Annotated in this window: 21 protein-coding genes and 1 pseudogene; 12 read left to right on the forward strand and 10 right to left on the reverse strand. The window is 63.7% G+C overall.

Translation table 11 applies throughout. The features are described 5' to 3' along the window. Window positions 1-31: 31 nt before the first annotated feature. Window positions 32-292, reverse strand: coding sequence for a GlsB/YeaQ/YmgE family stress response membrane protein (locus tag BraRD5C2_RS34780; protein ID WP_223976144.1), 261 nt, complete (start codon window positions 290-292; stop codon window positions 32-34). Window positions 293-594: 302 nt separating this feature from the next. Further along, complete coding sequence (locus tag BraRD5C2_RS34785) at window positions 595-1,779, reverse strand: acyltransferase family protein (protein WP_223976146.1); 1,185 nt, start codon at window positions 1,777-1,779, stop codon at window positions 595-597. A 186-nt stretch (window positions 1,780-1,965) separates the two neighbouring features. Here BraRD5C2_RS34785 and BraRD5C2_RS34790 point away from each other — a divergent pair, with 186 nt between their 5' ends. Next, entirely contained in the window at window positions 1,966-2,139 is a 174-nt protein-coding gene (locus tag BraRD5C2_RS34790; protein ID WP_021077845.1) for a DUF1328 domain-containing protein, read from the forward strand. Window positions 2,140-2,263: 124 nt separating this feature from the next. Here the strand turns inward: BraRD5C2_RS34790 and BraRD5C2_RS34795 are convergent, their stop codons facing one another. Beyond that, window positions 2,264-2,623 (reverse strand): DUF427 domain-containing protein, encoded by a 360-nt coding sequence (locus tag BraRD5C2_RS34795; protein ID WP_097675699.1) that lies wholly within the window; start codon window positions 2,621-2,623, stop codon window positions 2,264-2,266. 210 nt (window positions 2,624-2,833) lie between these two features. On the opposite strand from BraRD5C2_RS34795, the gene BraRD5C2_RS34800 reads away from it, so the two are divergent. Continuing rightward, entirely contained in the window at window positions 2,834-3,070 is a 237-nt protein-coding gene (locus tag BraRD5C2_RS34800; protein ID WP_021077843.1) for a BolA family protein, read from the forward strand. A 30-nt stretch (window positions 3,071-3,100) separates the two neighbouring features. Then, window positions 3,101-4,282, forward strand: coding sequence for a low temperature requirement protein A (locus BraRD5C2_RS34805; RefSeq protein ID WP_223976148.1), 1,182 nt, complete (start codon window positions 3,101-3,103; stop codon window positions 4,280-4,282). Between the two features lie 9 nt (window positions 4,283-4,291). Here the strand turns inward: BraRD5C2_RS34805 and BraRD5C2_RS34810 are convergent, their stop codons facing one another. From BraRD5C2_RS34810 to egtB, 3 genes are read right to left on the reverse strand one after another with little or no spacing between them, the layout of a single operon-like run. Further along, complete coding sequence (locus BraRD5C2_RS34810; protein ID WP_223976151.1) at window positions 4,292-4,687, reverse strand: DUF4345 domain-containing protein; 396 nt, start codon at window positions 4,685-4,687, stop codon at window positions 4,292-4,294. A gap of 26 nt (window positions 4,688-4,713) precedes the next feature. After that, window positions 4,714-5,682, reverse strand: a complete 969-nt coding sequence (gene egtD / locus BraRD5C2_RS34815) for an L-histidine N(alpha)-methyltransferase (protein ID WP_223976153.1) — start codon at window positions 5,680-5,682, stop codon at window positions 4,714-4,716. A 53-nt stretch (window positions 5,683-5,735) separates the two neighbouring features. Next, window positions 5,736-6,989, reverse strand: coding sequence for an ergothioneine biosynthesis protein EgtB (gene egtB, locus BraRD5C2_RS34820; protein WP_223976155.1), 1,254 nt, complete (start codon window positions 6,987-6,989; stop codon window positions 5,736-5,738). A gap of 292 nt (window positions 6,990-7,281) precedes the next feature. Between egtB and grxD the strand changes: the two genes are divergently transcribed. From grxD to BraRD5C2_RS34840, 4 genes are all read left to right on the forward strand, one after another. Beyond that, window positions 7,282-7,614, forward strand: a complete 333-nt coding sequence (gene grxD, locus BraRD5C2_RS34825) for a Grx4 family monothiol glutaredoxin (RefSeq protein ID WP_223976157.1) — start codon at window positions 7,282-7,284, stop codon at window positions 7,612-7,614. 2 nt (window positions 7,615-7,616) lie between these two features. Further along, on the forward strand, window positions 7,617-8,162 hold the full coding sequence (locus BraRD5C2_RS34830; protein WP_374708081.1) for an O-acetyl-ADP-ribose deacetylase: 546 nt from the start codon (window positions 7,617-7,619) through the stop codon (window positions 8,160-8,162). Window positions 8,163-8,211: 49 nt separating this feature from the next. Next, the gene (locus BraRD5C2_RS34835; protein ID WP_223976159.1) at window positions 8,212-9,498 is read left to right on the forward strand and encodes a serine hydrolase domain-containing protein; all 1,287 of its coding nucleotides are present in this window, start codon (window positions 8,212-8,214) and stop codon (window positions 9,496-9,498) included. A 104-nt stretch (window positions 9,499-9,602) separates the two neighbouring features. Next, on the forward strand, window positions 9,603-10,865 hold the full coding sequence (locus tag BraRD5C2_RS34840) for a serine hydrolase domain-containing protein (RefSeq protein ID WP_223976161.1): 1,263 nt from the start codon (window positions 9,603-9,605) through the stop codon (window positions 10,863-10,865). 22 nt (window positions 10,866-10,887) lie between these two features. Here the strand turns inward: BraRD5C2_RS34840 and BraRD5C2_RS34845 are convergent, their stop codons facing one another. From BraRD5C2_RS34845 to BraRD5C2_RS34860, 4 genes are all read right to left on the reverse strand, one after another. Continuing rightward, the gene (locus BraRD5C2_RS34845) at window positions 10,888-11,955 is read right to left on the reverse strand and encodes a threonine aldolase family protein (protein WP_223976163.1); all 1,068 of its coding nucleotides are present in this window, start codon (window positions 11,953-11,955) and stop codon (window positions 10,888-10,890) included. Between the two features lie 92 nt (window positions 11,956-12,047). Next, on the reverse strand, window positions 12,048-12,665 hold the full coding sequence (gene rpsD / locus BraRD5C2_RS34850) for a 30S ribosomal protein S4 (protein WP_223976164.1): 618 nt from the start codon (window positions 12,663-12,665) through the stop codon (window positions 12,048-12,050). Between the two features lie 270 nt (window positions 12,666-12,935). Then, the gene (locus BraRD5C2_RS34855; RefSeq protein ID WP_223976166.1) at window positions 12,936-13,721 is read right to left on the reverse strand and encodes an acyltransferase; all 786 of its coding nucleotides are present in this window, start codon (window positions 13,719-13,721) and stop codon (window positions 12,936-12,938) included. Between the two features lie 118 nt (window positions 13,722-13,839). After that, window positions 13,840-14,229 (reverse strand): cupin domain-containing protein, encoded by a 390-nt coding sequence (locus tag BraRD5C2_RS34860; RefSeq protein ID WP_223976168.1) that lies wholly within the window; start codon window positions 14,227-14,229, stop codon window positions 13,840-13,842. A gap of 937 nt (window positions 14,230-15,166) precedes the next feature. Between BraRD5C2_RS34860 and BraRD5C2_RS34865 the strand changes: the two genes are divergently transcribed. The 5 genes and pseudogenes from BraRD5C2_RS34865 (at window position 15,167) to BraRD5C2_RS34885 (ending at window position 21,533) form a co-directional block, all read left to right on the forward strand. Further along, the gene (locus BraRD5C2_RS34865; protein ID WP_223976169.1) at window positions 15,167-16,168 is read left to right on the forward strand and encodes a formylglycine-generating enzyme family protein; all 1,002 of its coding nucleotides are present in this window, start codon (window positions 15,167-15,169) and stop codon (window positions 16,166-16,168) included. 26 nt (window positions 16,169-16,194) lie between these two features. Continuing rightward, window positions 16,195-17,997, forward strand: a complete 1,803-nt coding sequence (locus tag BraRD5C2_RS34870; protein ID WP_223976170.1) for an arylsulfatase — start codon at window positions 16,195-16,197, stop codon at window positions 17,995-17,997. Window positions 17,998-18,061: 64 nt separating this feature from the next. After that, window positions 18,062-19,111, forward strand: coding sequence for an HAD family hydrolase (locus BraRD5C2_RS34875; protein ID WP_223976171.1), 1,050 nt, complete (start codon window positions 18,062-18,064; stop codon window positions 19,109-19,111). Between the two features lie 37 nt (window positions 19,112-19,148). Continuing rightward, a pseudogene (locus BraRD5C2_RS34880) lies at window positions 19,149-20,549 on the forward strand (DUF1254 domain-containing protein); the annotation flags it as partial. Next, entirely contained in the window at window positions 20,544-21,533 is a 990-nt protein-coding gene (locus BraRD5C2_RS34885; protein WP_374708090.1) for a DUF1254 domain-containing protein, read from the forward strand. The pseudogene BraRD5C2_RS34880 and the gene BraRD5C2_RS34885, both read left to right, overlap by 6 nt. Window positions 21,534-21,570 lie beyond the last annotated feature (37 nt).

Genomic DNA, 21,570 nt, shown 5'->3' on the forward strand with positions numbered 1-21,570 from the left:
GTGGCGAGGCGCGATCCCTTCGGATCAAGCGCTAGGTTGCGCCGCGGATCGCGCGCCAGGCAAAGATGATGATCACTGCGCCGATGAAGCCGGCGACGAGATAGCCGATCCATCCTCCGCCGAGCGATACGCCGAGCAGACCCAACAGCCAGTTCGCCAGCGCGGCGCCGACGATGCCGAGGATGATATTCATGAAGATGCCGGTTCCGGTCTTCATGAACATCTCGGCGAGCCAGCCGGCCAATCCACCGACGATGATTGCGGCGATCCATCCAACTTGAGGGTCGTTCATCCCAGGACTCTCCTTGAGGTCAGCAGTGCGGCCAGCATAACCGAGAATCACATGGCCACATGTGACCAATGGCAGGTTGTGCGCAACTTGTTGGCGACGGGCTCAAGCCTGTCGCCCATGGCGCTGCCGGCGTTCGGCCGCCGTGATCAGGATGCGGGGGCGGCGCGGGGCGAGATCGCTGCATAGAGCATGATCCGGAAAAGTGGAGGCCGGTTTTCCCGCGACAAACGCGAAGCGTTTGCGCAGAGATCATGCTCAGAAAAGGAGGGAGGTTATGATGCGATTGCGCATCATAACCGAAATTACAGCACGTATTTGGCGCCCGGAATCTTGCGCAGCACGGCGGTCGCGGCCCAGCTCAGCGCAACAGTGGCGAAGAACGCGATCGCGGCCTTGGCGATCGCCGGCAACTCCATGTCGAACAGCCAGTATTGCAGCCACAGCACGATCGGATAGTGCACCAGGAACATGCCGTAGGCGTCGCCCTGCATGCGGTCGAGCAGCGTCGGTCCCGGCGCCTTCGATTGCAGGAAGTAGGCCAGGATCGCGAACAGGATCGAGGCGCTGAACAGCACGTAGAAGGTGCCGTAGAACGCGAGATACCAGCCCGGTAGCGGATCGGGGTTACCGATGATCCCGCGCTTGATGTAGATCATCACCCACATCAAGCAGTAGGGGATCAGCGTGATCCCGGTCCAGAACCAGCGCCGCTCGGTCAGCCGTCCATGCGCGCTGAGCAGGCCACCCTCGAGATTCGCCGCCCCGATCCCCGCACCGATGAAGAAATAGGACGCATACAGCAGCACCCGGCTCGCCTGCACCGAGAACGGTCCAAGCTCGAACCAGTAGTTCTGGCCGTAATGCACCAGCATCGGCAAATAGGCGGCGGCACTGACGACGACGAGGAACAGCCAGAACTTCGAGGGACGCTCAAATCCCTTGATCGACAGGCGGTTGATCGGTTCGAGCAGGCGCGACGACACCCGGTACAGCACGCTCGCCGTCAGGTCGAAGGTCATCAGGACCCAGACGAACCAGATCGGGCCGCTCGGCCAGGGCCCGAAAATCATGGTCTTCCGCCAGAACTCGGAGAAGGTCAGGTCCGGCGTCGCACGCAGCGCGATCGCGTAATAGGCGATCGGAATCACCGTGAACGCACAGATCACAAACGGCAGGCCGAGCCGCAGCAGCCGGTCGCGCAGGAAGATCAGCCACGGCTTGTGGCCGAGCCCGGGCCAGACGAACAACCCGGACAGGAAGAAGAACATCGCCATGAAGAAGCTGTCGGTGGCGAGCACGACGCAGTCGAAGCCGATCCACGATGTCGGGTCGGTGTGGCCGAAATGGGTGTAGGGGATCACCGCATGATGCAGCAGCACGACCAGCGTCAGGAAGGTGCGCGCACGGTCGAGGGCGACATTGCGCTTGTGGAGCTTCGGTGCTGCCTGAACGTCGACGGCCGGAGCCGCGTGAGCAATCGATTTCATGGTGCCCCCAGCCGGGTCTGCAGCCGGATGTTGCAATCGGGAACCCGATTCAGCAAGGCCCAATCGTCCCGATTCCGTGGTGTCGAGGTCGGTCATTTCAGTGGATCTGTTTCGTTCTGGAACCGGGGTCGGTGGCGGGCGTTGTCGGGCGGACGCGTACGGCGCGCGCGGTTTGTGGAGCAAGCAATGACACTGCTGAAATGGGCGTTGGTCTTCCTCGTCGTCTCGATCATCGCGGGCCTGCTCGGCTTCACCGGCATTTCCGCTGCCTCCGCCGACATCGCGCGCTTCCTGTTCTACGTGTTCGTCGTGATCTTCCTGGTGCTGCTGATCCTTGGGCTCACGATCTTCAGGGTCTAGCGGCGATCCGGCCGAACACTCTCGTCGTCATGCCCGGGCTTCGCCCGGGCATTTCCGTCTTCGGGCTGATCAGCACGCAACAAAGCGCCGGGCGAGGCCCGGCGCGTGCGGCAGGCGCGATGGTCTAGGCGACTTCCTCGATTTTCACCTTGTCCGGATAGAAGGCGAGGTGGCCGGCGATCTCGGTCATGGCCGGAAAGGGCGCCTCATAGGTCCAGATCGCATTGTCCAGCGTCTTGCCGTTGGCCTTGATGCTGAAGTAGTTCGCATCCCCCTTATAGGGGCAATGCGTGGTCCGCTCGGTGCGGGTCAACAGCTCCATGTTGGCGTCCTGCCGGGGGACGTATTGCACGGCCGGATAGCTCGCTTCCTTCAAGGTCAGCGCATGGGTGGTCTCGGCGATGACGACGCCGTCGGCGGTGACGCGGACACGCTTGGCATTCGGCGTGATCGTGATCGGATGGTCGGGGCCGGGGAGCTTCATGATTCCGCGCCTCTTCTGGTCATTTCGGCGTGATGGCTTGTGACCGATTGATGCAGGTTTAAATCGCTGGGAATGGGAATATAGTGTGCCCCGGAATGACCTAGAAGACCTCAGGCGCCAGGTTTTATCTTGGGTTTTGCCTTGAGGTTTGTCTTGGTTTTCCTGGCCGAATCGGCCCTGATTCGAATGACCTGACGGAGGTGGACTGGGATGCCGATGGACGCCCGTGATATCGAATCGATGATCAAGGCAGCGATCCCTGATGCCGAGGTGACGATCCGTGATCTGGCCGGCGACGGCGACCACTACGCGGCCACTGTCGTTTCCGAGTCATTCCGCGGCAAGTCCCGCGTTCAGCAGCACCAGATCGTCTACCAGTCGCTGAAGGGCCAGATGGGCGGCGTGCTTCACGCGCTGGCCTTGCAGACCGGCGTGCCGGAAGGCTAGGCCCCGGCCAGCGGGCGGGGGCCCCAAGCGATGGCAGATAATCCGCGCGGCGCGATGTTTCGCGTCATCGTGCCGAATCAGCACAGCCGCGTCACCAATGCCGAGCTGTTCTTCGACCTCGTCTTCGTCTTCGCCGTCACGCAGCTGTCGCATACGCTGCTGCACCACTTCACCCCGCTGGGCGCGGTGCAGGTCACGGTGCTGTTCCTCGCGGTGTGGTGGGTGTGGGTCTACACCACCTGGGTCACCAACTGGCTCAATCCCGACCTGACGCCGGTCCGCCTGCTGCTGTTCGTCCTGATGCTGGGCGGGCTGCTGCTGTCGACCTCGATCCCGTCCGCCTTCGACGGACGCGGGCTGTGGTTTGCCGGGACCTACGCAGCGATGCAGGTTGGCCGCACCGCGTTCTGGCTGCTGGCGACGCCGCGGCGGCGAACGGCAGTCCGCCACAACGCAATCCGCATCCTGACCTGGCTGTCCTGCTCCGCCGTGCTCTGGATTCTCGGCGGCTTCGCCGAGCACGAGACGCGGATGTGGCTGTGGATCGCGGCGCTGGTCATCGAGTACGTCGCGCCGGCTCTGCGGTTCTGGACCCCCAGGCTCGGCTTCTCCTCGATGGAAGCCTGGTCGGTCGAGGGTGGCCACATGGCCGAGCGCTGCGCAGGGTTCATCATCATTGCGCTCGGCGAGGCGATCGTGGTCGACGGCGCGACCTTTGCCGAGCTGACCTGGACGCCGGAGAATGTCGCCGCATTCATCTCGGCGCTGGTCGGCAGCATCGCGATGTGGTGGATCTATTTCCACAAGGGCGCCGAGGCCGGCGCGGACATGATCTCCAAGTCCGAGGAATCCGGCCGCGTGGCGCGGATCGCCTACACTTATCTGCACATGCCGATCGTCGGCGGCATCATCCTGACCGCGGTTGCCGACGAGCTGGTGCTGAAGCATCCCGGCGGCCATTCCGACCTGAAGACGATCGTGAGCTCGGTCGGCGGCGCCGCGCTGTTCCTGGTCGGGACCATCCTGTTCAAATACGTCATTCGCAATTTCCTGCAGCTCTCGCACGGCGTCGGCATCGTGGCGCTGGCGATCACGGCCTATTTCGCTCGCGAGATGTCACCGCTGGTGCTTTCGATCGTCACCACCGCGATCATGATCGTGGTCGCGGCGTGGGAATCGATCTCGCTGCGGTCGAGCGGGGAGGAGGAATAGCGCGGAGGGTTACCTGCGACCGGCCGTGGCCACGCGGTGCTGCCAATAAACGAACAGCGGCGCGCCGATCACCTCCAGCGCGGTGAAGCCCACGAAGGGCAGCGGCGGGAGGCCGACCATCACGATCGACAGCAGCCTGCCGATGCCGCCGAGGAAGATGCCGCCCCAGATCACACGGAACAGCACGCTCTCGCTTTCGATGCGCGGCACCAGCCAGAGCAAAGCGAGGCCGAGACCGAGCCAGACCCCGCCGAAGAAGCGCAGATTGCTGTCGAGCACCGGCAGCGCGGGAACGCCCGACGAGGCGTACAGCGGATCGCTCACGCCGAGCATCGTGATGAGGCCGGTCAGGATCGGGACGAGGGCGAGCAGGGCCGTCGCGATCTGTAGCGCACGCCGGCCCATGTCACGTTCCCTTGGCTGCCGGGATGCTAGTCTGCGACCAGCGCGTGCACCGAGAACATCGTGTTGGCGTCGGTCCAGCTGTCGCGCACCGTCCAGCCCGCGCTGCGGGCGAGCGCGGTGAACCGCTCGAGGCTGTACTTGTAGCTGTTCTCGGTGTGGATGCTCTCGCCCGGACGGAACGCGAAGGTGTTGCCGAGGATGCGCACGGTCTGCGCCTTGCGGCTGATCAGGTGCATCTCGATGCGGTGGCGGTCGCGGTTGTAGATCGAGCGGTGCGTGAATCCCGACAGGTCGAAATTGCCGCCGAGCTCGCGGTTGATACGCACCAGCACATTGAGGTTGAAGCGCGCGGTGACGCCGGCTGCGTCGTTATAGGCGTCGTACAGCACCCGCTCGTCCTTCTCGAGGTCGACGCCGATGATCATCTGCGCCCCGTGGCCGAGGATCTTGCGCGCGCTGCGCAGGAAGGCCAGGGCCTCGCTCGGCTCGAAATTGCCGAGTGTCGAGCCCGGGAAGAAGCCGACCTTCGGCATCGCGGCGACGGCCTCGGGCAGCGCGAACGGCGTGGTGAAATCGGCTGCGACCGGATAGATGCCAAGACCCGGGAAATCCCGGCGCAACCCGTCGGCCTGGGCTTTCAGGAAATCGCCGGAGATATCGACCGGCACGTAGGCTGCGAATTCGCTGGTCTCGAGCAGGAGGCGCACCTTGGTGGTCGCGCCGGCGCCGAACTCGACCAGCGCCGCGCCGTTCGGAATGATTGCGGCGATCTCGCTGCCGCGGTCGCGCAGGATGCCAAGCTCAGTGCGCGTCGGATAATATTCCGGCAGCACCGTGATCTGCTCGAACAGCTCCGAGCCGGTGGCGTCGTAGAAATATTTCGGCGACAGCCGTTTCGGGTGACGGGCGAGGTCGCCGATCACATCGCCGGCAAACGCCGAGGTCGCTTCGTCGAACGGATACGCTTTGGCCAAAGCGGCGGCACGCACATTCATGATACTCTCCCGAACGCGCTTACCGACGCGTCATCGATGTCGACAGGACTCAATCAGGCATAGTCGGCGAGGCGTAACCCCGTGAATTGCCAGCGATGGTGCGGATAGAAGAAGTTGCGGTAGGTGACACGGCTGTGACCGGCCGGCGTCGCCAGCGACGAGCCGCGCAGCACGAGCTGGTTGACCATGAACTTGCCGTTGTATTCACCGAGCGCGCCTTCGATGGCGCGATAGCCGGGGTAGGGCGCATAGGCGCTGCGGGTCCATTGCCAGACGATGCCGTAGGCGTCGTTGAGCAGGCCGGCGCGGGCGGCGACCTCCCATTCCATCTCGGTCGGCAGATGCTTGCCGGCCCAGCGGGCGAAGGCGTCGGCCTCGTAGTAGCTGACATGGCAAACCGGGGCCTGCGGATCGATCGGCTGCAGGCCGCCGAGCGTCATGATCTTCCACTCGCCGTCGATCTCGCGCCAGTGGCCCGGCGCCTGCCAGCCCTCGTTGCTCACGGTGCCGAAGCCGTCCATCAGCCACAGCGTGGCGGTGGAATAGCCGCCGTCCTTGATGAAGGCGAGCCAGTCAGCATTGCTGACGAGGTTTTTCGCGAGCTTGACCGGGCCGACCAGCGCGCGATGCGCGGGCTTCTCATTGTCGAAATGGAAGCTGTCGTCGGCGTGGCCGACGGTGTGGATACCCTCGTTGAGCGTCACCCATTCCTGGGGCCCGCGCTGCGATGCCGGGAAGCGCCACGCCGGATCGTAGGCCGGCGGGATCGGGTTCTGCGCGAAGGCATGCAGGATATCGGTGTACATCAGCTCCTGATGCTGCTGCTCATGATTGAGGCCGACCTCGACCAGCGGCACCAGGGCCTCGAGCTTGTCCGTCGGGGCGGTCTGGAAGAACTTTACCACCTCGGCGTCGACATGGCGGCGGTAGGCGCTGACTTCGTCTGATGTCGGGCGGGTCAGATGGCCGCGTTGGTGGCGGGCGTGCCGGGGACCGGCGGTGACGTAATAGGAATTGAACAGATAGGCGTAGTCGGGATGGAAGGGCGTGTAGCCCTTGACGTGCTCGCCGAGCAGAAACTGCTCGAAGAACCAGGTGGTATGGGCGCGGTGCCACTTGGCGGGGCTCGCATCCGGCATCGACTGGATCAGCTGGTCTTCCGCCGACAGCGGCGCGACCCGGCGCTCGGTCTCGCCGCGGACCGCGCGATAGGCGTCCACCAGCCGCCGCGCGAGCGATCCGGATTCGGAGGACAATGACGGGGGGGTGCCGGGAATGGCGGCCGCGGCAGAGGCTGGTTTCGTCAACGATGGTCTCCGATTCAAGGGGAGAACGTTGCTTCGGTAAACTGGTTCCAGACGGACAGTTCGTCCTAGATAGGGGCTCCGTTACGGGAAAAAAGCCTCCCCTATGATGATATTGGGCCCGTCAGATAATCCCGGCCCGTTTTGCGGTGCGGTCCGGCTCCCGCCGCATGCCTGATTTCCGCCATTTTGCTTTGGATGCACAATGGTTTGAGCTACATATATAGCCAGTCACGGGTTAGAAGGGTGGGCCGGCCCACAAGGCTTGAGAGCGCCGCCCCCGAAGGAAGCGAAAATGAGCATCGAGCAATTCATCGACAACGAAGTGAAGTCGAACGACGTCGTGCTGTTCATGAAGGGCACGCCGCAATTCCCGCAGTGCGGGTTTTCCGGTCAGGTCGTGCAGATCCTCGACCACATCGGTGTCGGCTACAAGGGCCTCAACGTTCTGGAGTCCGCCGAGCTGCGCAACGGCATCAAGGTTTTTTCGAACTGGCCGACGATTCCGCAGCTCTATGTGAAGGGCGAGTTCGTCGGCGGTTGCGACATCATCCGCGAGATGTTCCAGACCGGTGAATTGCAGCAGCTGTTTGCCGACAAGGGCATCCCGGTCGACGTGGCTGCCTGACCTTGACGGCGCGCCAGATCGGCACGGCGCGGCTCGAAGTCATCGTTACCGACATCACGACCCTGCGCGTTGACGCCATCGTCAACGCGGCCAATTCGTCGCTGCTTGGGGGCGGCGGCGTCGATGGCGCGATCCACCGCGCCGCGGGCCCCGAGCTGCTTGCGGAATGCGGCACGCTGCATGGCTGCAAGACCGGCGATGCCAAGATCACCGGGGGCTACCGGCTCCCTGCCAAGCACGTGATCCACGCCGTCGGGCCGATCTGGCATGGCGGCGCCGAGAACGAGGAAGCGCTGCTCGCGTCCTGTTATTGCCGAGGCATCGAGTTGTGCCACGCCAACGGGCTCGGCTCCGTTGCATTTCCCGCTATCTCGACCGGCGTCTATCATTTCCCGCCGGACCGCGCCGCCGCTATTGCGGTTAGGGCCGTGGTCGACGCCCTGGCAACCGCACCCTGCGTCACGCAAGTGATCTTTTGCTGCTTCTCGGCCCAGAGCGACGAGCTGCATCAGCAGGCCCTGGACGCCTTCGGGAGCCCTTGTGCCTGATGATACCGCCGCTACACTTCCTCGTGATTTCCGGGGAGGGATAGTTCAAATGCATTCATTTCGTTTGAAGTGCGCCGCCGCAGCCGCCGCGGTGTTGCTGGCGGCATCGTTGGCGTACGCGCACACCGAAGGCACCTACGAGATTCCGGCGGGCGCGCATTTCAACCCCGACAAGCTCGCCAAGATCAGCGAGTTCTTCAAGAACGAGGTCGCGACCGGAAAGATTCCCGGCGCCATCGTCCTGATCCAGCAGCATGGCAAGCCGGTGTATCACGAGGCCTTCGGCGTGCAGGACGTGGTCAGCAAGGCGCCGATATCAGACCAGACCATCTTCCGCCTGGCCTCGATGTCCAAGTCGATCACCGCCGTGGTCTCGATGCAGCTTCTGGAGGAGGGCAAGTACAAGCTCGACGATCCCGTCTCGAAATACATCCCGTCCTTTGCCGATGTGAAGGTCGGCGTCGAGAAGAAGGCCGAGGACGGCACCAAGACGCTCGAACTGGTGCCGCCACAGCGGCCGATGACGATCCTCGATCTGATGACGCATACGTCCGGCATCACCTACGGGTTCTATGGTGATAGCCTGGTCCGCAAGGCCTACAAGGACGCCAATATCTACGGCGGAGATTTCGATCTCGCCGAATTCGCCGAGCGGATCGCCAAGCTGCCGCTGCACAACCAGCCCGGCGCGCTCTGGCAATACGGCCATTCCACCGACATTCTGGCGCGCGTGATGGAGGTGGCCACCGGCGAGAAATTCTCGACGATCGAACGCGAGAAGCTGCTTGACCCGCTCGGCATGAAGGACACCGGCTTCTTCGTCACTGATCCCGAGAAGCAGAAGCTGATGGCCGAGCCGATGCCGAACGACAGCGACTTCCGGGTCGGCCGGATCAACGATCCGACCAAGGTCAAGAAATGGGAGTCCGCCAGCGGCGGCATGGTCTCGACCATGGCGGACTATTCGCGCTTCGCCCAGATGCTGCTCAATGGCGGCACCCTCGACGGCAAGACCATCCTGAAGCCCGAGACGTTCAAGGAATTGACCACCGATCGTGTCGGCCCGGGCTCAGGCGTTGCGCGCGACGTATTCTATTTCCCCGGCGACGGCTTCGGCTTCGGGCTCGGGATCGCTGTGCGTACCGATCCGGGCAATGCCAAGCCGCCGCCGCCCGGCGATCTCGGCGAGTTGAAATGGGACGGCGCCAGCGGCTGCTATTACATCATCGACCGCAAGCAGGACTTCTTCTTCGTCCTCCTTGAGCAGACGCCGACCGAGCGCCAGCGCATCCAGCGGACGTTGAAGCAGCTCGTCTATGAAGCCATGGAAAACTAGAGCGTTTTCGAGCGAAGTGGGTACCGGTTCGCGTGAAGAAAACGCGTCAAAAGCAAAACCATAAGAGCATGATCCAGTCCAATCGGATCGGAGCATGCTCTTATATGCGTGGGTGCCGCGCGTTCGTCGCGGCACTCGCGCTCGCCCTCGTCGCAACGGTTGCGCAGGCCGGCTCCGCGGGGCCAGCCGCGCACAGCTTCTCGGCGGAGGGCCTCGCCAAGGTCTCCGACTATGTCCGGAACGAGGTCGTGACCGGAAAGATTCCCGGTGCCATCCTGCTGCTGCAGCAGCATGGCAAGCCGGTCTACTACGAGAAGTTCGGGGTTCGCGATATCGCAACCGAGTTCCCGATGAGCGCGGATACCATCTTCCGTCTCTATTCGATGTCGAAGCCGATCACGACCGTCGTCGCCATGATGCTGGTGGAGGAGGGCAGGCTTGCGCTCAGCGATCCGGTGTCGAAATACATCCCGGCCTTTGCCGACATGAAGGTCGGCGTCGAAAAGCGCGGTGATGAGAGCAAGGCGGCGATGACGCTGGAGCCGCTCAAGCGTCCGGTCACGATCGAAGACCTGATGCGCCACACGGCAGGACTGCCCTATGGCTATTATGGCGGCGGTGTCGTCAACAAGACCTACGCCGATGCCGGCCTGTTTGACAACGATCCCGACAATGCCGAATTCGCGGCGCGGCTCGCGGCGCTGCCGCTTGCCGAGCAACCCGGTACGCAATGGGATTACGGCCATTCCACCGATCTGCTCGGCCGCATCATCGAGGTGATAACAGGGAAATCGCTGTTCCAGTTCGAGAAGGAGCGGCTGCTCGGTCCTCTCGGGATGAACGAGACCGCATTCTATGTTGCCGACCAGGCGAAATGGCCGCTGATCGCCGAGCCGATGCCGAAGGATCGCACCATCAGTCCGGTGGCCGAGCTTCGCGACCCGCGCAAGCCGCTGCGCTGGGAGTCCGGCGGCGGCGGCATGGTCGGCACCGTCGGCGACTATGCGCGCTTCTCGCAGATGCTGTTGAACGGCGGCAGCTATGGCGGGAAGCGCTATCTGAAACCGGAAACCATCGCGCTGATGGCGTCAGATCACATCGGTCCCGAAACCGGCGTCGTGCGCGACAAGAACTATTATCCGGGGCCGAACTCCGGCTTCGGCCTCGGTTTCGCGGTCCGCACCTCAGTGCCGGAGAACACGTCCTGGCCGCTCGGCGAATATCGCTGGGACGGCGTCGGCGGCACGTTCTTCTTCATCGACCCGGCCGACGATCTGTTCGGGATCTTCATGGTGCAGACGCCGTCACAGCGCGGCCGGATCCAGCAGGAGCTGAAGACGCTGATCTACCGGGCGATGGGGCGCTAACCGGCTTCGTAGCCGGATGGAGCTACGCCCCGCGGACGATGTCCCTGACGTGACCGACCGCTTCCTCGATCATCGCGGCCGTGACATCGAGATGCGTGCAGGCCCTGATCCGGCCGTCCATCATCGCGAGCGTCACCCCGCGCTTGCGCAGCTCGGCGACCATCTTGTCGCCGGAGACGCCGGCGCCGTCGGGCTTGAAGAAGACGAGGTTGGTTTCGGGCGCCTGCACCGCGATGCCGTTGATCTGCGCCAGCCCGCGCGCCAGCGCCCGCGCATTGGCATGGTCGTCGGCGAGACGGTCGACATGGTGATCGAGCGCGTAGATGCAGGCGGCGGCGCAGACGCCGGATTGCCGCATCGAGCCGCCGAGCCGCTGCTTCCAGCGCCAGACATCGTCGATGAAGGCGCGGCTGCCGGCGATCACGCCGCCGATCGGCGCGCCGAGTCCCTTGGAGAAATCGATCCAGGCGGAATCCCAGCCCGCCGTCATGTCGCGCGGCGAGATGCCTGAGGCGACGGTCGCGTTCAGAAGGCGTGCCCCATCCATATGGGTTACGAGCCCATGGTCCTTGGCGATGCGCACGACCTCGTCCAGCGCGGCCTTCTTCCAGATCGTGCCGCCGCCGATATTGGCGGTCTGCTCGACGCTGACCAGCACCTGCAGCGGCTGGTAGCGGGTGCGCGGATGCAGCGCGGCGCGGAAGGTCTCCGGCGTGAACTGGCCGTCGTCGCCCGGCAGCTGCGTGATCTGGAAACCGCCGAGCGCGGCATGCGCGCCACCCTCGCGGGCGATGATATGCGCGGTCGCGTGCGCCAGGATCTCGTCGCCGGGGCGGCAATAGGCCAGCGTCGCCGCGACGTTGCACATCGTGCCCGACGGCATGAAGACGGCGGCTTCCTTGCCGAGCAGATCGGCGACGCGGGCGTTGAGCTCATTGGTGGTCGGATCGTCGCCGACCTGCTCATCGCCGACCTCCGCCCGTGCCATCGCCTCGCGCATCCCGGGCGTCGGTTTCGTCTGTGTGTCCGACAACAGGTTGATGCGGACGGCGGGCGCCTTGGGATCGGGCCGGGCAGGGGTGTAGTGCATGATGGTTCTCTCGGTCGGTGTGCCGCGACTTTAGCCAAACAAAAAGGCCCCGGCAAAACCGGGGCCTTTCGGATCTCGCATGCGTGCTGTGATCAGCGCGAATAGAATTCGACGATCAGATGCGGCTCCATCTGCACCGGGAACGGCACGTCGCCGAGCGCCGGGATGCGGACGAACTTCGCGGTCATCTTGCCGTGATCGACTTCGAGGAAGTCGGGCAGGTCGCGCTCGGGCAGCTGGGCGGCTTCCAGCACCGGGGTGAGCTGCTTGGAGGCTTCCTTGACCTCGATGGTGTCGCCGATCTTCAGCTTGTAGCTGCCGATGTTGACCTTGCGGCCGTTCACCTTGACGTGGCCGTGGTTGATGAACTGGCGCGCAGCGAACATCGTGGCGACGAACTTGGCGCGATAGACCACGGTGTCGAGACGGCGCTCGAGCAGGCCGATCAGGTTCTCGCCGGTGTCGCCCTTCAGGCGGCTGGCCTCGACATAGATGCCGTGGAACTGGCGCTCGGAAATGTTGGCGTAGTAGCCCTTGAGCTTCTGCTTGGCGCGCAGCTGCACGCCGAAGTCGGAGAGCTTGCCCTTGCGGCGCTGGCCGTGCTGGCCGGGGCCGTATTCGCGGCGGTTCACGGGGCTCTTCGGGCGGCCCCAGATATTCTGGCCCATGCGGCGATCGATCTTGTACTTCGCCTCACTGCGCTTTGTCATCGCGTCCTCTTTGATAGCCGTCGCACGAAGTGCCCGGCGTTTTGTCAGTTTCAGGTTTGAGGAGACGCGCCCTCCTGTGTACCGGCCAAAAAAGGCCCGTACCGACAGGTCCGCCTCGAAAGCTCGGGGAGAACCACGGGTCGCGAAACGCATCGCGGGCCGAAACCGGCCCGCGAGCAAGGGTGGTCTTAAGGAGAAAGTCCGGTTCTGTCAAACAAAACGCAGGGCGATTTGGGTCGAATCGGCGTCAAAATCGGCCGGTTTCACAGCTCAAAGCCGAGCTCCGGCCGCCCGGACCGGCCGGGCGTCGGCTTGCGGCCGGATCGCGCCCAATTCCGCGGCGATTTCGCCGCCCAGCACCTGCTCGAGCCGGGTCAGGGTCTGGGCAATCAGGGCGGCGTCGCAGACCAGATGGTCCCAGCGCAGCACCACATCGATGGTCAAGTCCGGCTTGATCACGCCATAGCTCAGCAGGAACGGCCCGGGGCTCAGTGCGTGCAACTCGCCCGGGCCATAGGCCGCGACCGAGGTGACGCCGAAGCTGCCGCAGAAATTGGCGCGCTGCCGGCCGAAATTCATCCCGATCGCCCATGCCAGGCGGCGCAGCGGAAACGGCAGGCGCGTCACACAGAGCATCTTGCGGAATGAGGGGATCTCGTGCAGCGGCGCGGTCTTGGCGCGCCGGATCAGCGCATCGACATCGCCAAGCGCCATCTCGTCGGCGCCCCGGACGCGTTCGAACAGTACGCATTCCTCGCCCTTCTCAACGCGCGCAATGGCCACCATGCCGACGCTGCACGGCAGCTCGTAGAGACAGGGCCAGGGCCATTTGGCGTGCAGGGTGCGCAGCGTCGGCTCGGTCTTGGCGACCAGCGCGAATGCCTTGACGAAGATCGCGGCCCAGCCCGGCGCCTGCGCCGCGCGTACGCGGGCCTCGACCACCGCACGAACGTTCAGCGAGCGTGTCAGGGAGACGAACGGCACGCCGGCCGACGCGTACATCAGATCTGCGACGAGACGGCGCGGCAATGAAATCCGACGAAATTTGCCGCGCATCTGTTCGGTTCATATCCCTGCATTCAGGCAAAAATCAAAAGGCCTGGCGAGCTCGGATGGTTGCTCGCCGCACCTGAAGCCAACATGAACCAACTGGTCGGAGGCCAACAGGTTCGGCTCACGGCGCCGGTTTGGCCAAGGGCTCGCCGGCCTTGACCACGTAGACCCCTAGCACCTTGAGCGGCTTGTCGCCGGAAGTTTTGGCATCGTGCACCGCACCTTCCGGAATCTGGTAGGAATCGCCTGCCTTGAGCTTCAGCGGCGGCTTGCCGTCGATCGCAAGTTCCAACTCGCCCTCGAGCACATAGCCGGTTTCAGCGCCGGGATGGCTGTGACGACCGGACGCACCCCCGGCTGGAACCTCGGCAATCGCCGTGACCGTGTTGTAGCCCGCCGGGAAATCGACCTTCTGCAGCGGCGTTCGCTTGATGCCGCTCTGCTGCGCAAAGGCAGCGCCGGCACCAGCAAACGCAATCACGGTGAGACCAAGCAGCAACTTCCTGAACATGCATTTTCCTCCCCAAGGCGCGGAACTCTAGCAGCGCGGAATCGCGGCGGAAAGCCGGCGAAGTGTGATCTGCGTTTGCGACGTTCGGATAAGTCCGCCGGCTGTTCATGGAATTGGACGCGGTCATCCTTACGCGGGGCTTACACGCTGTTCAGGCAATTGCAGTGTTCCACCGCAGGTCCGATGCCCGGCTTTGAACACCGGTTTCTTGACCTGATAGGAGCTTGCTCACCGGCAGATGCCGGGACGAAGCCGGTGGCTTCGCGTCTACGCTCGATCCCGGTGAATGCCGCGACGAATCCACGCTTCCAACGGCAGCGCGATCGATCGACTGAGTGCAGGCGCTTGAAGTCAGTGCACCGAGCGCCCTGCGACATCGTGCCTCGCTCGGTTGGACTCGTACCGTGAGCCCGTCGAGCGGATTTCGCAAACGCGCAGTTTTTCGCTTGTTTCTTCGAGAAAGAGAATCCGACGACGATATCGGATTGATGGAATTGGGACATCGTTCGTTAAGGCTGCACGCCTTGGGGTTGCGGGTGGCACAAACTGCACATCACATGCAAGGCGCGTTGCGCTATCGTTTGATCCCAAAGCGAAACAGCTCGTGACAACGTCCGGCGGGACGGATCACGCGCCGCAGGAGCGGGCGCGTGCGGACGCGCGCACCGATAACGACAAGCAGAGAAAGGGAAGCGGGCCTGACGTAATCAACGCTGCCGAGAAGTGCAGTACAGAAAAATGGAAGGGCGCGACAATGCGATCGAGCACGACGTTGGATCCCTACGAACCCAAGCCTGTGACCTACAAGCCTGTGATCTACAAGGCTGCCATCTTCAGCAAGATTTTCCTCGGAGCGGTCATCGGAGTCACCGCCCCACCGAGAACGCAGGGGTTCCGGGACCATTGCCCACGGTAGCGCGCGAACAGGTGCATCGCCATGTCCCGGGCAGAGATCACCTCCGCTGAACCAGGGCCGGACGACCGGATGCAGACCGACGACATGGTCTGGATTGCCGGCGGCACCTTCCGCATGGGCTCGGACCATCACTATCCCGAGGAGGCACCGTCGCATCGGGCCTCGGTCGATGGCTTCTGGATCGATCGTACACCGGTGACCAACGCCCAATTCCGCGACTTCGTGCGGGACACCGGCCACATCACCATAGCCGAGCGGCCGCCCGATCCCGCGCAATATCCGGGCGCGCTGCCGCATATGCTGTACGCCGGCTCGCTGGTGTTTTCGCCGCCGCGCCGGGTCCACACGCTGCGCGACTGGAGCCAATGGTGGACCTTCCTGCGCGGCGCGAACTGGCGTCGTCCCTATGGCCCGCGCAGCAACATCAATGTGCTCGGCAGCCATCCCGTCGTCCACGTCGCCTATGCCGATGCGCTCGCCTACGCCAAATGGGCCGGCAAGGAGCTTGCGACGGAAGCGGAGTGGGAGTTCGCGGCACGTGGCGGGCTCGACGATGAGGAATATGCCTGGGGCAATGCGCTGACGCCCGGCGGCAAGCACATGGCCAACATCTGGCAGGGCAATTTCCCGCTGCAGAATCTCTGCGAGGACGGGTTTGACCGAACCTCGCCGGTGACCGCATTCCCGCCGAACGGTTACGGCGTGCACGACATGATCGGCAATGTCTGGGAGTGGACCGCCGACTGGTGGTCGGCCCGCCACGAGGCCGACGCGGCAAAACCCTGCTGCATCCCGCAAAATCCGCGCGGCGGCCGCGAGGACGCGAGTTACGATTCCTGCCAGCCCGCGATCAGGATTCCGCGCAAGGTCCTGAAGGGCGGCTCGCATCTCTGCGCGCCGAATTACTGCCGCCGTTATCGCCCAGCCGCGCGTCATGCCGAGCCGGTCGATACCTCGACCAGCCATGTCGGGTTCAGGTGCGTGGTGCGGCCCTCCGCCGACGTTTCTCGCCCGCCGAAATGAATGCCTTGCAACGAAGGGAGTGTCTGATGAGCAGCGACGCCGAGAACAACAAGCAGAACGGCACGAAGCAGGCGATTGACCGCCGCAATCTGTTGCTGGGGACATCGACCCTGGTGGCCGCGGCGGCACTGACGTCCGATGCGCTGGCGCAGGCGCAGAAGGCAGCACCAGTCACCAGTCCCGCGCCCGCGGCGCCATCCGGCCGCAAGCCGAACATCCTGATCATCTGGGGCGACGACATCGGCATCGCGAACATCAGTGCCTATTCGAATGGCCTGATGGGATACGAGACGCCAAACATCGATCGCATCGCGCGCGAAGGCCTCAAGATGCAGCACTATTACGGCGAGCAGTCCTGCACGGCGGGTCGCGCTGCGTTTCTCACCGGCCAGCATGGCATTCGTACCGGCCTGACCAAGGTCGGCTTTCCCGGTGCGCCGATGGGAATGAGCCAGCTCGATCCGTCGGTCGGCGGCCTGCTCAAGAATCTCGGCTATGCCACCGGCCAGTTCGGCAAGAATCATGTCGGCGACCGCAACGAGTCGCTGCCGACCGTGAACGGCTTCGACGAGTTCTTCGGCAACCTCTACCATCTCAATGCCGAGGAAGAGCCCGAGCTGCCTGACTATCCCAAGGATCCGGCCTACCGCGCCAAGTTCGGCCCCCGCGGTGTGCTGCGCTGCAAGGCGACGGATCGCGACGATCCCACGGTCGATCCTCGGTTCGGCAAGGTCGGCAAGCAGACCATCGAGGACACCGGCGCGCTGACCAAGAAGCGCATGGAGACGGTCGATGACGAGACGTCCGCGGCGGCGATCGACTTCATCAAGCGGCAGCAGGCGGCCGGCAAGCCGTTCTTCTGCTGGTTCAATGCGACGCGTATGCATCTGCGCACCCATGTGCGCGCCGAGCATCGCGGCCGCTACACCCACGGCGACAGCGAGTATGTCGACGGCATGATGGAGCACGACGACACCGTCGGCTCGCTGCTCAAGACGCTGGATGATCTGGGAATCGCCAACGACACCGTCGTGGTTTATTCGAGCGACAATGGCCCCCACATGAACACCTGGCCCGACGGGGCCATGACCTGGTTCCGCTCCGAGAAGAACACCAACTGGGAGGGCGCTTTCCGCGTCCCGTGCCTGGTGCGCTGGCCGGGCACGATCAAGCCCGGAACGGTCAGCAACGAGATCATGAGCCACAACGACTGGATTCCGACGCTGTGTGCGATCGCCGGCGAATCCGACATCGTGGGTAAGCTGAAGGCGGGCTACACCGCGAACGGCATCAACTACAAGGTCCACCTCGACGGCTACGACCAGTCCGCGTTCCTCCGCAATGTCAGCGGGACCGCCGGCAACAACAACGGCACCAAGAGCGCGCGAGACAAGTTCTTCTACTCGGACGACGACGGCCTGTTGGTGTGCTTCCGGCAGGGTGACTACAAATACGTCTTCTCCGAGCAGCGCAAGGAAGGGACGATGGGGCTGTGGGCCGAACCCTTCACCACGCTTCGCCTGCAGAAGATATTCAATTTGATGCAGGACCCCTTCGAACGCGCCGACATCACTTCCAACACGTTCTGGGACTGGAACATGAATCACGTCGGCTCAGCCTACGGCATGATGGACGAGGTGTTTCAGTTCGTCGCGACGTTCAAGGAGTTTCCGCCGCGCTCGTTCCCGCCGAGCTTCAATCCCGCCAACATCCTGGAAGGCATGATGGACGGGATCAAGCAGAAGAAGGCGTTGGTGGAAGGCGTCGACGTCGACAAGGTCCGCGCCGGACTGAACCGGATCATCCAGCAACAACTCCAGAATCGCTGACCCTCAATGCCCGGCCCATCTATCGGTGGGCCGGGTGGCTCTCTACAGGAAATTCGACGAGATCATGTCCTTGCTCGCCCGCTTTGCCCGGCTCGTAGCCCTCGTGACGCTGCTCGCAGTTGGCTGCGGCGCTATTGAGTACCGCGAGGCGCTGGCGCAGCCCGATCCGCTGCCGTCCTGTAATGACGGCGCGGCGAAGCAGGCGATCACCGCTTTCGTCACCCGCGTGACGACGCAAGGCGGTGCAGACTTCGTGCCGGCGGCCGGACGCATCGCCACCTTCGATAACGACGGCACGCTGTGGACCGAGCAGCCGTTCTATTTCCAGCTCGCCTTCGCGCTCGACCGCGTCAAGGCGATGGCGCCGCAGCATCCGGACTGGAAGGCCCGGCAACCCTTCAAGGCGCTTCTGGAGAAGGACACCAGGGCGCTGGCCGCCAGCGGGGAGAAGGGCGTCGCGCAAATCCTGACGGTTACGCATGCCGGCATGACCACGGATGCGTTTGCGCAGTCCGTCCGCGACTGGCTCGCGACAGCAAGACATCCGCGCTTCAACCGTCCTTACGACAGCCTGGTCTATCAGCCGATGCTGGAGCTGCTCGCCTATTTGCGCGCCAACGGCTTCAAGACCTTCGTCGTCTCCGGCGGCGGCGTCGAGTTCATGCGGCCCTGGATGGAGCGGGTCTACGGCAACCCGCCGGAGCAGGTGGTCGGCTCTTCGGGCGTGGTCACGTTCCAGATCGGCGCCGACGGCAAGCCCGAGCTGATGAAGGCGGCCAAGGTCGAGTTCATCGATGACGGCCCGGGCAAGCCCGTCGGGATCAACCGCTTCATCGGCCGCCGCCCGATCTTCGCTTTCGGCAATTCGGATGGCGACCTGCAGATGTTGCAATGGACCGCCGCGGGTGAGGGCGCGCGCTTTGCCGGCATCGTGCATCACACCGATAGCGCCCGCGAACATGCCTACGACCGGCAATCGAAGATCGGCAAGCTCGACAAGGCGCTCGACGCGGCCGCAGCCGGCGGCTGGACCGTGGTCGACATGAAGCAGGACTGGCAGGAGATCTTTCCGCCCCTGATCACAACGGGCGCTGCGAAGGAGCCGAAGCCATGAGCGGCCGAACAACGTCAATCCGTTTTGAGGTGATCCAATGCGAGTAGCCATGATGAAGGAAATCGCACTTGCCGCGCTCGTCATGATGTCGACGCTCGCGTCGGCCTCGGCGCAGACGACGCCGGAAGAGGCGCGGGCGATCGCGCGCGATGCCTATGTCTACGGCTTTCCGCTGGTAGACAACTATCGCGTTCAATATTCCTATTTCGTCGATCGTGCCGGACCGGAATACAAGGCGCCCGCGAATACGCTGTACAACAACGCGCGCGTCTACACGCCCGACGACAAGGCGATCCAGACCCCCAATTCGGACACGCCGTATTCCTATGTCGGCGCGGATTTGCGTGCCGAGCCGCTGGTCTTCACGGTGCCGGCGGTCGAGAAGCGCCGCTACTATTCGCTGCAATTCATCGACCAGTACACCTTTAACTTCGCCTATGTCGGCAGCCGCGCCACTGGCAACGGTCCGGGGAACTATCTGCTGGCGGGACCTGAGTGGAAGGGTGAGACGCCCAAGGGCATCAGCGGCGTGCTGCGGTCCGAGACGGATTTCGCGTTCGTGCTGTACCGGACGCAGCTGTTCGGTCCTGAGGACATCGACAATGTGAAGAAAGTCCAGGCCGGCTACAAGCTGCAGCCGCTTTCGCAATTCCTCGGCAAGCCTGCTCCTGCCGCGGCGTCAGCGATCGACTTCGTCAAGCCGTTGACGCCGCAGCAGCAGAAGAATTCACCCGAGTTCTTCAACGTCCTCAATTTTGTCCTGCAGTTCTGTCCGGTGAATCCCACGGAGAGCGCATTGCGGGCGCGCTTCGCAACGCTCGGTATTGTGGCCGGCAAGCCCTTCAATGCCGATCAACTGGCGCCCGACATCCGCCAGGCGGTGCAGGACGGCATGGCCGATGCGTGGAAGCAGTATGCGGCGGCCGACAAGAAGATGGCGACCGGCGAGATGACGAGCGCCGATGTGTTCGGAACCCGTGCGTTCCTGAAGAACGACTACCTCAAGCGCATGATCGGCGCTGTCGACGGCATCTACGGCAATTCGAAAGAGGAGGCGATCTATCCCGGCTACGTCATCGACGCCGCGGGCCAGCACCTCGACGGCACCGCCGGCCGCTACACCATGACGTTTGCGCCCGGCCAGTTGCCGCCGGTCAATGCGTTCTGGTCGCTGACCATGTACGACCTGCCGCAGCGCTACCTCGTCGCCAACCCGCTGCATCGCTACCTCATCAACTCGCCGATGCTGCCGAACCTGAAGAGGAATGCGGACGGCGGCCTGACGCTTTATGTCCAGCGCGAGTCGCCCGGCGCGGACAAGGAGGCGAACTGGCTGCCGGCGCCGAACGGCCCGTTCCTGATGGCGCTTCGGCTGTACTGGCCGAAGGCCGACGCCTTCAATGGCAAATGGAAGCGGCCGCTGCTGCAGCGCGTGGCGGATGCCACGGTCGGAGCAGCGTCTGCCACGAGCGGCGCCGTGCCGGTCACCGTCGACAACTTCGCCCGCGCGGAGTCCGATCTCTACATCAACAACCTTGCCAAGGACGCCGGCCTTGGCAAGCTCAGCCACCGACGCGAGCCGGCAAGCATCGACAAGCAGTCGGTCATCCGGCTCAATCGCGATACGCTCTATACATCCGGCGTGTTCGACCTCGACGCTGGTCCCGTAACGATCACGATGCCGGACGCCGGCAAACGCTTCATGTCGCTGCAGGTGATCAACGAGGATCACTACGTGCCCGCGGTGTATTACGGCACCGGTAAACGCACCTTGACGCGCCAGAATGTCGGCACGCGCTACGTGGTGGCCGGGATTCGCACGCTGGTCGATCCGAACGACCCGAAGGACCTCGCGCAGGTTCATGCATTGCAGGATGCCATCAAGGTCGACCAGAAGGCACAAGGCAAGCTTGAGCTGCCGAACTGGGATCAGGTCAGCCAGAAGAGCATCCGCGACGCGCTGCTGGCGTTGAATGACTATACCGGCGGCTTCGCCCACGCGTTCGGGCCCAAAGGGCAGGTCGACCCGGTGCGACACTTGATCGGCACCGCCGCCGGCTGGGGCGGCAATCCCGACAAGGACGCGTCCTACCTCAGCATCACGCCGCCGAAGAACGACGGCGCCACGGTGTACAAGCTGACCGTCAAGGATGTTCCCGTCGACGCGTTCTGGTCGATCAGCGTCTACGACGCGAAGGGATATTTCGAGAAGAATCCCTACGACGCATATACGCTGAACAACATCACGGCGAAGAAATCCGCCGATGGCTCGATCGCGATTCAGTTCGGTGGCTGCGACGGCAAGATTCCGAATTGCCTGCCGACCATGAAGGGCTGGAACTACACGGTCCGGCTCTATCGGCCGCGCCCGGAGATCCTGAACGGAAAGTGGAAATTCCCGGAGGCGCAGGCGGTGAACTGAAGTGCGCGCGAATCCGCTACGATGTCTTGAACGAGGT

It is taken from the genome of Bradyrhizobium sp. RD5-C2 (genome assembly GCF_019972155.1).
Lineage (GTDB): Bacteria > Pseudomonadota > Alphaproteobacteria > Rhizobiales > Xanthobacteraceae > Bradyrhizobium.